General features: G+C 74.0%; 8 protein-coding genes. All 8 read left to right on the plus strand.

The window, feature by feature from the left end; all coding sequences use genetic code 11:
* Window positions 1-21 precede the first annotated feature (21 nt).
* The 8 genes from ACZ4NT_RS36425 to ACZ4NT_RS36460 all read left to right on the plus strand — a co-directional run bounded on the left by ACZ4NT_RS36425 (window position 22) and on the right by ACZ4NT_RS36460 (window position 10,256).
* Entirely contained in the window at window positions 22-1,071 is a 1,050-nt protein-coding gene (locus tag ACZ4NT_RS36425) for a substrate-binding domain-containing protein (protein WP_121407098.1), read from the plus strand.
* A 76-nt stretch (window positions 1,072-1,147) separates the two neighbouring features.
* On the plus strand, window positions 1,148-2,377 hold the full coding sequence (locus ACZ4NT_RS36430; protein WP_121407099.1) for a Gfo/Idh/MocA family protein: 1,230 nt from the start codon (window positions 1,148-1,150) through the stop codon (window positions 2,375-2,377).
* 31 nt (window positions 2,378-2,408) lie between these two features.
* Window positions 2,409-3,419 carry a sugar phosphate isomerase/epimerase family protein gene (locus ACZ4NT_RS36435; protein WP_121407100.1) on the plus strand — a complete coding sequence of 337 codons (1,011 nt, stop codon included), beginning with the start codon at window positions 2,409-2,411 and terminating at the stop codon, window positions 3,417-3,419.
* A 124-nt stretch (window positions 3,420-3,543) separates the two neighbouring features.
* Window positions 3,544-6,048, plus strand: a complete 2,505-nt coding sequence (locus tag ACZ4NT_RS36440; RefSeq protein WP_467729584.1) for a PQQ-dependent sugar dehydrogenase — start codon at window positions 3,544-3,546, stop codon at window positions 6,046-6,048.
* Between the two features lie 308 nt (window positions 6,049-6,356).
* Window positions 6,357-7,553, plus strand: a complete 1,197-nt coding sequence (locus ACZ4NT_RS36445) for an inositol-3-phosphate synthase (RefSeq protein WP_467729586.1) — start codon at window positions 6,357-6,359, stop codon at window positions 7,551-7,553.
* Window positions 7,550-8,518 carry an SCO3242 family prenyltransferase gene (locus tag ACZ4NT_RS36450; RefSeq protein ID WP_467729588.1) on the plus strand — a complete coding sequence of 323 codons (969 nt, stop codon included), beginning with the start codon at window positions 7,550-7,552 and terminating at the stop codon, window positions 8,516-8,518. The genes ACZ4NT_RS36445 and ACZ4NT_RS36450 overlap by 4 nt, the downstream gene beginning before the upstream one ends.
* Window positions 8,515-9,438: a sugar phosphate isomerase/epimerase family protein gene (locus ACZ4NT_RS36455; protein WP_467729590.1), complete on the plus strand. Its 924-nt coding sequence runs from the start codon at window positions 8,515-8,517 to the stop codon at window positions 9,436-9,438. The genes ACZ4NT_RS36450 and ACZ4NT_RS36455 overlap by 4 nt, the downstream gene beginning before the upstream one ends.
* Before the next feature lie 62 nt (window positions 9,439-9,500).
* Window positions 9,501-10,256, plus strand: a complete 756-nt coding sequence (locus tag ACZ4NT_RS36460; RefSeq protein WP_467729598.1) for an EboA domain-containing protein — start codon at window positions 9,501-9,503, stop codon at window positions 10,254-10,256.
* Window positions 10,257-10,356 lie beyond the last annotated feature (100 nt).

The raw sequence follows: 10,356 nt of genomic DNA on the forward strand, positions 1-10,356 counted from the left end.
CGTAGGGAAAGGTCCACCGCCATGCCAGAAAGCACGAGCCGCACGAGCCGCAGAGGACTGCTCTTCGGAACCGCCGCCGTTTCCGCCGGCGCCTTCCTCACCGCCTGCACCAGCAACGACCCCAAGGACGAGAAGCCGGCCGCGAACGACCAGCCGGCCGCCGACGACAAGCCCGGCAAGCAGGTCACGATCGGCTTCGCCGGGCCGCAGGCCGACCACGGCTGGCTCAACGCGATCAACGACAACGCCAAGAACCGTGCCAAGAAGTACCAGGACGTCACCCTGGAGATCACCGAGGGCTCCAACGACACGGCCGCGCAGATCGGCCAGATCGAGACGCTGATCAACAAGAAGGTCGACGTCCTGGTGGTACTGCCGGCCGACGGCAAGGCACTCACGCAGGTCGGTCTGAAGGCCATGCGCGCCGGCATCCCGGTCGTCAACCTGGACCGGATCTTCAACTCCCCGCAGGCGTACCGCTGCTGGATCGGCGGCGACAACTACGGCATGGGCCTCAGCGCCGGCCACTACATCGGCGAGAAGCTCAAGGACAAGAAGAACGCCCGCGTCATCGAACTCGCGGGTCTGGACAACCTGGAACTCACCAAGCAGCGCACCGAGGGCTTCGACGCGGCCCTGAAGAACTACCCGAACATCAAGAAGGTGGCGCGCCAGGCGGCCGAGTTCACCGTCGAGTCCGGCCAGGCAAAGATGTCCCAGCTCCTGCAGGCGCAGTCGAAGTTCGACGCGCTGTGGAACCACGACGACGACCAGGGTGTGGGCGCGCTGCGCGCCATCAAGCAGGCCGGACGCGACGACTTCCTGATGGTCGGCGGCGCCGGCGCGCTCTCCGCCTTCCAGGCCATCGAGGCGGACGACAGCGTCCTCAAGGCGACCGTCCTCTACCCGCCGACCATGGCCGCGTCCGCGATCGACCTCGCCCGCGCCCTCGGCCAGAGCAAGGGCGTGGGCGGACTCGCCGAGTTCGAGATCCCGGCCTCCCTCACGCTCTACTCCGCCGTCGTCGACAAGGACAACGTCGACCGGTACATGCCCACCGGCTTCAAGTGACGGGTCCCGCCCGGCCCGGGAGCGCCGGGCCGGGCTCCACCCCCCACCGCGCCACGACGACGAGGAGGACATCGGCATGGGACAGCCGCACCAGCGCGAGGAAGCCGGGGCCGGACCGGGAAAGCCGCCCCTGCGCGTGGGCCTGATCGGCTACGCGTTCATGGGCGCCGCCCACTCCCAGGGCTGGCGCACCGTGGGCCATGTCTTCGACCTCCCGCGCCGCCCCCTCCTCGCCGCCGTGTGCGGGAGGGACGGGCAGGCCGTGCGGGCGATGGCCGACCGGCACGGCTGGACGTCCACCGAGACCGACTGGCGTGCCCTCGTCGCCCGCGACGACATCGACCTCGTCGACATCTGCACCCCCGGCGACAGCCACGCCGAGATCGCGGTCGCCGCACTGGCCGCCGGCAAGCACGTGCTGTGCGAGAAACCCCTCGCCAACACGGTCGAGGAAGCGGAGACCATGACCCGGGCGGCCGAGGACGCCGCCCGGCGCGGCCAGGTGGCCATGGTCGGCTTCAACTACCGCCGGGTGCCCGCGACCTCGCTCGCCCGGTCGATGGTCGCCGAGGGGCGGCTCGGGGCGCTGCGGCACGTGCGGGTGACGTACCTTCAGGACTGGCTGGTGGATCCGGAGTTCCCGCTCACCTGGCGGCTGCGCAAGGAACTGGCCGGCTCGGGTGCGCTCGGCGACCTGGGCGCGCACATCGTCGACCTCGCGCAGTACCTGGCGGGGGAGCCGGTCGTCGGTGTCTCCGCGCTCACCGAGACCTTCGTACGGGAGCGGCCACTGCCCGCCGGCGCGTCCAGCGGTCTGTCGGCCGCCGGGGTCCCGGGCGGCGCGCCGGCCGGGCTCGGCACGGTCACCGTCGACGACGCGGCCCTGTTCACCGGCCGTTTCGCCTCCGGCGCCCTCGCCTCCTTCGAGGCCACCAGGTTCGCGACCGGCCGCAAGAACGCCCTGCGCATCGAACTCAACGGCGAGCGCGGCTCGCTGGCCTTCGACCTGGAGCGGCTCAACGAGCTCTCCTTCCACGACCACACCGAGCCGGGCGCCTATGCGGGCTTCCGCCGCATCCTCGTCACCGAGCCCGACCACCCCTACCTGGACGCCTGGTGGCCGCCGGGCCACGGGCTCGGCTACGAGCACACCTTCGTGCACCAGGCCCGCGACCTGGTGCGGGCGATCGCGGCGGACCGGCCGCCCGCGCCGTCCTTCGCCGACGGACTGCAGGTGCAGCGGGTGCTGGCCGCCGTCGAGGAGAGCGCCGCCAAGAACTCCGTCTACACGTCCGTCCCGGCTTGAGAGCCCTTCCGGCCCGAGGAGGCACCTGAGCATGCCCCGCACCTTCACACTCTTCACCGGCCAGTGGGCCGACCTGCCGCTCGAGGAGGTCTGCCGGCTCGCCCGCGACTTCGGCTACGACGGACTGGAACTTGCCTGCTGGGGAGACCACTTCGAGGTCGACAAGGCGCTCGCCGACCCCTCGTACGTCGCCTCGCGCCACCAGCTCCTCGACAAGTACGGCCTCAAGTGCTGGGCGATCTCCAACCACCTGGTCGGCCAGGCCGTCTGCGACGCCATCATCGACGAACGCCACCAGGCCATCCTGCCCGCCCGCATCTGGGGCGACGGCGAGCCCGAGGGCGTGCGCCGCCGGGCCGCCGCCGAGATGGCCGACACCGCACGCGCGGCGGCCGCCCTCGGCGTCGACACCGTCATCGGTTTCACCGGATCCGCGATCTGGCACCTGGTCGCCATGTTCCCACCGGCTCCCGAGGCGATGATCGAGCGCGGCTACGAGGACTTCGCCGCCCGCTGGAACCCGGTCCTGGACGTCTTCGACGAGCAGGGCGTGCGGTTCGCCCACGAAGTCCACCCGAGCGAGATCGCCTACGACTACTGGACGACGCAGCGCGCGCTGGAGGCCGTCGGCCACCGCCCGGCCTTCGGCCTCAACTTCGACCCGAGCCACTTCGTGTGGCAGGACCTCGACCCCGTCGGCTTCCTCTACGACTTCCGCGACCGCATCTACCACGTCGACTGCAAGGAGGCCCGCAAGCGCCTCGACGGCCGCAACGGCCGGCTCGGCTCGCACCTGCCCTGGGGCGACCCGCGGCGCGGCTGGGACTTCGTCTCCGCGGGCCACGGCGACGTCCCCTGGGAGGACGTCTTCCGGATGCTGCGCTCCATCGGCTACACGGGTCCCGTCTCGGTCGAGTGGGAGGACGCCGGCATGGACCGGCTCCAGGGCGCACCCGAGGCCCTGACCCGCCTCAAGGCGTACGACTTCGAGCCGCCGTCGGCCTCCTTCGACGCGGCGTTCGGCGGCAACGACACGCCCTAGGCAGTCCCGCGGATCCGCCCGCCGGATCCGCGGGGCCCCCGGGCCCCCTCAGCCCACCGGGGTGACGGCGCACCCCGGCGAACCGCACCCGCCCGTACGACCAGCCCCGTCATGGAGGCATTTCGTGCACCCGAACGGCAGGAACAGGAACACCGACAGCCACACCCGACGCTTAGGACTCCGTGGGGCACTCGCGCTCCTGAGCGGCGCACTCCTCGCGGCCGCGTCCCTCACCCTCACGGTGCCACCGGCCGGCGCCGCCGTCGCCGACCCCGGAGACGGCCGGGCCGTCGCCGCGGAGGACTTCCAGCAGGTCACCCTCGCCAAGGGGGAGCCCGAGGTCGGCGAGCCCATGTCGCTCGCCGTGCTGCCCGACCGCTCCGTCCTGCACACCTCGCGCGACGGCGAACTCCGCCTGACCGACGCCGCCGGCAACACCAGGATCGCGGGCAGACTCGACGTGTACACCCACGACGAGGAGGGCCTCCAAGGCGTCGGCGTCGACCCCGGGTTCGCCGGCAACCGCTTCGTCTACCTCTACTACGCGCCGCCCCTCGACACCCCCTCCGGCGACGCCCCCGAGACCGGCACGGCCGCCGACTTCGCCCCCTTCGACGGGGTCAACCGCCTCTCCCGCTTCGTCCTGAGGACCGACGGCACCCTCGACACGGCGAGCGAGAAGAAGATCCTCGACGTGCCGACGTCCCGCGGCATCTGCTGCCACGTCGGCGGCGACATCGACTTCGACAAGGCGGGCAACCTCTACCTCTCGACCGGGGACGACTCCAACCCCTTCCAGTCCGACGGTTTCTCCCCGCTGGACGAGCGCTCCGACCGCAACCCCGCGTTCGACGCCCAGCGGACCTCCGGCAACACCGACGACCTGCGCGGGAAGATCCTGCGCATCAAGGTGAACGCGGACGGCTCGTACTCCATACCCGGGGGCAACCTCTTCGCCCCGGGCACGGACAGGACCCGGCCCGAGATCTACGCCATGGGCTTCCGCAACCCGTTCCGGTTCAGCGTCGACAAGGAGACGGGCGTCCTGTACGTCGGTGACTACGGCCCCGACGCCGGTGCCGCCGACCCGGCGCGCGGTCCCGCGGGACAGGTCGAGTTCGCGCGCGTCACCGAGCCGGGCAACTTCGGCTGGCCCTACTGCACCGGTGACAACGATGCCTATGTCGACTACGACTTCGCGACCAAGGCGTCCGGCGCCGCGTTCGACTGCGCCGCGCCCGGGAACGACTCCCCGCACAACACCGGGCTCACCGAGCTCCCGCCGGCCCAGGCCGCGTGGATCCCGTACGACGGTGCGTCCGTCCCGGAGTTCGGCAGCGGCTCGGAGTCCCCGATGGGCGGTCCGGTCTACCGCTACGACGCCTCGCTCGACTCCCCGGTGAAGTTCCCCGAGGCCTACGACGGCGACTTCTTCGCGGGCGAGTTCGGCCGCCGCTGGATCAAGCGGATCGCATCGGACGACACCGGGACCGTGCAGTCGATCAGTGACGTCCCGTGGACGGGCACGCAGGTGATGGACATGGCGTTCGGGCCCGACGGCGCCCTGTACGTCCTCGACTACGGCACCGCCTGGTTCGGCGGCGACGAGCACTCGGGGCTGTACCGGATCGAGAACGCCACCGACGGCCACTCGCCCGTCGCCCAAGCCGCCGCGAACCGCACCTCGGGGCGGGCGCCGCTGAAGGTCCGGTTCTCCTCAGCCGGCACGAGCGACGCCGACGGCGACGCCCTCACCCACCGCTGGGACTTCGGGGACGGCGGTACCTCCACGGCGGCCAACCCGACCCACACGTACCGGACGAACGGCACCTACACGGCGACACTCACCGCCGAGGACGCCACCGGACGCACCGGCAGCGCGAGCGTGCAGATCGTCGTCGGCAACACCGCCCCCAAGGTGGTCCTCGAACTCCCCAAGGACGGGCAGCTGTTCGGCTTCGGTGACGCCGTCCCGTTCAAGGTGAGGGTCACCGACCCGGAGGACGGCGCCACGATCGACTGCGCCGAGGTGAAGGTCACCTTCGTCCTCGGCCACGACAGCCACGGGCACCCGGTCACCTCCGCGAACGGCTGCTCCGGCACCATCCGGACCAGCGCCGACGGCGGTCACGACGACGACGCCAACATCTTCGGGGTCTTCGACGCCGAGTACACCGACGGCGGAGGCGGCGGCCAGGCACCGCTGACCTCGCACGACCAGAACGTGGTCCAGCCGAAGCACCGCCAGGCCGAGCACTTCGGGAAGCAGTCCGGGGTCACGGTCCACTCCAGGGCGGGCGCGCACGGCGGCAAGACGGTGGGCGACATCGACAACGGTGACTGGATCTCCTTCACGCCCTACGCGCTGCGCAACGCCGATTCGGTCACGGCGCGTGTCTCCTCCGCGGGCGCGGGCGGCACCCTCGAAGTCCGCGCGGGCTCCACGACCGGCCGGCTGCTGGGCAGCGCGACCGTACCGGTGACCGGCGGCTGGGAGACCTTCCAGGACGTCACCGCCGCCCTGTCCCGGGCTCCCTCGGGGACGACCACGCTCTACCTGGTCTTCAAGGGCCCCGGGACCGGCGCGCTCTACGACGTGGACGACTTCACGTTCACGACCGAGGGCTGAGGGAACTGCCCGCGCGCGCCGTCGCGCCGGGCGACCGAGCGACGGCGGGCGGGGGACGCCGGACTCCCGCCCGCCGTCTCACCCCTCCGCCCCGCCGTCCCCTCCCTCTGCTGCGCCCGGGCGCGCGCGTCCCACTCCGCGCGCGCCGGGCCGGGGCCGGCACGCCGACCCACCAAGCGAGCGCGTACGACTTCGCCGAGCACGCCCGCCCATGCATACGCCAACGCCCGGCACACGCTGCACGCCGAGCACCGCATACGGCAACGCCCAGCACGCCGAGTACGGCCGGCACGACAAGGAGGCTGCCCATGTCCGCGTCCCTCTCCCAGCCCCGGGTGGGCGTATGGCTGATCGGAGCCCGCGGGTCCGTCGCCACCACCGTCGTCGCGGGCTGCGCGGCGGCGACCGCCGGTCTGCATCCACCGACGGGCATGGTCACGGAGACGGCCCCCTTCACCGGCAGCGGTCTGCCCGCCCTGTCCGCCCTCGTCTTCGGCGGCCACGACACGGACGACTGCCCGCTCCCGAAGCGGGCCGAGGCCCTGGCGGCCGGGGGAGTGCTCCCGCCCGGACTGCCCGAGGCCGTCGCCGCCGAACTCGCCGCGGCCGAGCGGGAGATCAGGCCAGGCGGTCCCGTCGCGGGCGACACCAGGACCTCCCAGGAGCTGATCGAGACCTTCGCCTCGGACATCCGCGACTTCGTACGGCGCGGTGGCCTGGCGCGCGCCGTGGTGGTGAACGTGGCGTCCACCGAGCCCGGTCAGGCGGGAGCGCGCGCCGACGGCCCCGGCACACCCGCGCGACCCGGACCGGACGCGGACCCGGACGCCGGGCAGCGGCTTCCCGCCAGCGCGCTGTACGCGGCGGCGGCCCTGCGCTCCGGCTGTGCCTACGTGAACTTCACCCCGTCGGCCGGACTGCACCACCCGGCGCTGGCCCGAGCCGCCGCGACCTGCGCGCTGCCCCATGCGGGCCGCGACGGCAAGACCGGCCAGACCCTGCTGCGGTCGGTGCTGGGCCCGATGTTCGCGCAGCGCGCGCTGCGGGTCCGGGCCTGGTCCGGCACCAACCTCCTGGGCGGCGGCGACGGCGCCTGTCTCGCCGACCCGGCCGCCGCCGCGGCGAAGAACGCCGGCAAGGAACGAGTGCTGGCCGACACGCTGGGCACCGTGCCGGAGGGGCAGGTGCACATCGACGACGTCCCGGCCCTCGGCGACTGGAAGACCGCCTGGGACCACATCGCCTTCGACGGCTTCCTCGGCACCCGGATGGTCCTGCAGACGACCTGGCAGGGCTGCGACTCCGCGCTCGCCGCGCCGCTGGTCCTCGACCTGGCCCGGCTGCTGTCCCGCGCCCACGAGGCGGGCCTCACCGGCCCACTGAGTGAACTCGGCTACTACTTCAAGGATCCGGTGGGCGACGGGCCCTCCTCCCTCGGGGAGCAGTACGCGGCCCTGACGGACCTCGCGACGCGGCTGCGCGCACTCCCCCGGGCGACCGCATGAGGCCCGGCCCCCGGGCGGGCACCCGGGCCACGGCGCGGGCCTGGGCGGAACTGCTGCGGCTGCCCGCCCTGTTCACCGTGCCCGGCGACGCGCTCGCGGGTGCCGCCGCCGTCGGCGCCCGCCCGTCCCGACGCACCCTGCCGGCCATCGGCTCCTCGCTCTGTCTGTACGAGGCGGGCATGGCCCTCAACGACTGGGCCGACCGCGCGGAGGACGCGGCCGAACGCCCGCACCGCCCCCTGCCCTCCGGCCGCGTACGCCCCGCCGCGGCCCTCGCGGCGGCCGGCGCCTTCACGGCGGCCGGGCTCGCCCTGGCCGCCCGCGCGGGCCGGCCGGCCCTGGGGGTCGCGGTCCCTCTCGCTGTCACGGTGTGGGCGTACGACCTGGCCCTGAAGCAGACGCTCGCCGGACCGGCCGCCATGGCCGCGGCCCGCGGCCTGGACCTGCTGCTGGGCGCGGCCGCCACGGCCGGCGGCGTCCGCGGCGCCGTACCCTCCGCCGTCGCGCTGGGCGTGCACACCTTCGCGGTGACCTGCGTGTCCCGACGCGAGACCCAGGGCGGATCCCACGCGGTCCCGCTGGCCGCCCTCGCCACGACGGGCGCGCTGGCCCGGGCGCTGGCGCGAGGCGGCGCAGGCCCGCGCACCACCGGTGCCGGGGAAGTGCCCGGGACCGCCGGCGCGGACCGGACCGACGGCCCCGGAACCGGCGGGTTCTGTGCGAGCGACGCCCTGCGGGCCGTCCTCACCGCCGGCTACGCCGCGACCTCCGGCCGACCCCTCCTGCACGCAGCTCTCCACCCGTCGCCGCCGCTCACCCAACGCGCCGTCGGCGGCGGTGTCCGCGCCCTGATCCCGCTCCAGGCGGCCCTCGCCGCCCGCGCCGGTGCCCCCGCGGCCGCACTCCTGACGGCGGCCCTCGCACCGGCGGCCCGCACGTTCGCCAGGAAGGTGAGCGTCACATGAGCCCCCGCCCCGGCCCGGCCTCGTCCGCGCCCCGCCACGGCCCTCCCCGCCCCCACCGCTTCGGCTACGGGACCAACGGCCTCACCGACCTCCGCCTGGACGACGCCCTCGGGCTGCTCGCCGACCTCGGCTACGACGGGGTCGGCCTGACCCTCGACCACATGCACCTCGATCCGTTCGCCCCGGATCTCGCCGCCCGCACCCGCCGGGCGGCCCGGCGCCTCGACGCACTCGGCCTGGAGGTCACCGTCGAGACCGGCGCCCGCTACGTACTCGACCCCCGCCGCAAGCACGGTCCCTCGCTGCTCGACCCGGACCCCGGTGACCGCGCACGCCGCGTGGAGCTGCTGGTCCGGGCCGTCCACGTGGCCGCCGACCTCGGTGCCCACGCCCTGCACTGCTTCAGTGGCGTCACCCCGGCCGGCACGGACGAGGACACCGCCTGGAAGCGCCTCGCCCAGGCGCTCACGCCGGTCCTGGACGCGGCGAGCGAGACAGGCGTCCCCCTCGCCGTCGAGCCCGAACCCGGCCACCTGCTCGCCACCCTCGCCGGCTTCCACCGGCTGCGCGAGACGCTCGGGAGCCCCGACGCCCTCGGCCTCACCCTCGACATCGGCCACTGCCAGTGCCTCGAACCGCTGCCGCCCGCCGACTGCGTACGCGAAGCCGCACCCTGGCTGCGCCACGTCCAGATCGAGGACATGCGCCGTGGTGTCCACGAACACCTCCCGTTCGGGGACGGGGAGATCGACTTCCCGCCCGTGCTCGACGCCCTGGCCGCCACCGGCTACCAGGCCCTGACCGTCGTCGAACTGCCCCGCCACTCCCATGCGGGCCCCCACTTCGCCGAACGGTCCCTCCCCTTCCTCCACCGCGCCGCCCGGGCGATCCCCGAGCGCCCCGAAGGGAGAATGCCGTGAACCATCCGCACCGCGCCCTCGACAGCAGCGCCGACCGCACGGTCCCGGCCGCGCTCGCCGCCCTGCGTGCCCGGCTGGACGCCCGCCTGGGCGTCGCCGCCCGCGCCTGGCTCGCCCAGGCGCTGGACGAGGCGGCCGACCACCCGGGCACCCACGGGCCCATCTCCGTCTGGGAGCTGCGGATCGCCGAGGCGGGCCGCCGCTGCGGACCCGAACACGCCGACGCGGCCCGGGTCCTGCTCCTGCACGCCGCCCGGGCCGACCCCGAGGCCCTCACCCGCGTCTACCGGCAGGGCACCGCGGCCGAACGCCGGTCCGTCCTGCAGGCCCTGCCCCACCTCGTGGCGGGCCCGGACGCGCTGCCCCTCGTCGAGGACGCCCTGCGCACCAACGACACCCGTCTCGTCGCCGCGGCCGTCGGACCCTACGCGGCCCGTCACCTGGACCCGCACAACTGGCGCCACGCCGTCCTGAAGTGCCTGTTCACCGGCGTCCCCCTCGACGAGGTCGGCGACCTGCGCCGACGCGCCCACGCCGACACCGAACTCGCGCGGATGCTGAGCGCCTACGGGGAGGAACGCCTGGCCGCGGGCCGGTCCGTCCCCGAGGACCTGCACCGCGTCCTGGCCCTGGCCCGGGCAGACACCGACGCGACCGCCGGCACACGGGACACGCCCCGGCCGGCCACCGCCCGGGACCCGCGCCCTGGCACCGGGACTCCCGGCGACGCCGGAGCACCCGCCCCGCCGCGCAACACCGCCCCGTCCGATGCCTCCCCCACGTCCGGCCGCCGCCGCCCACCCGGCAAGGAGTCCTGATGCGCATCTTCGACCCGCACATCCACATGACCTCCCGGACCACCGACGACTACGAGGCGATGCACGCGGCGGGTGTCCGCGCGGTGGTGGAGCCGGCGTT

Source organism: Streptomyces sp. NPDC026417 (assembly GCF_055567695.1).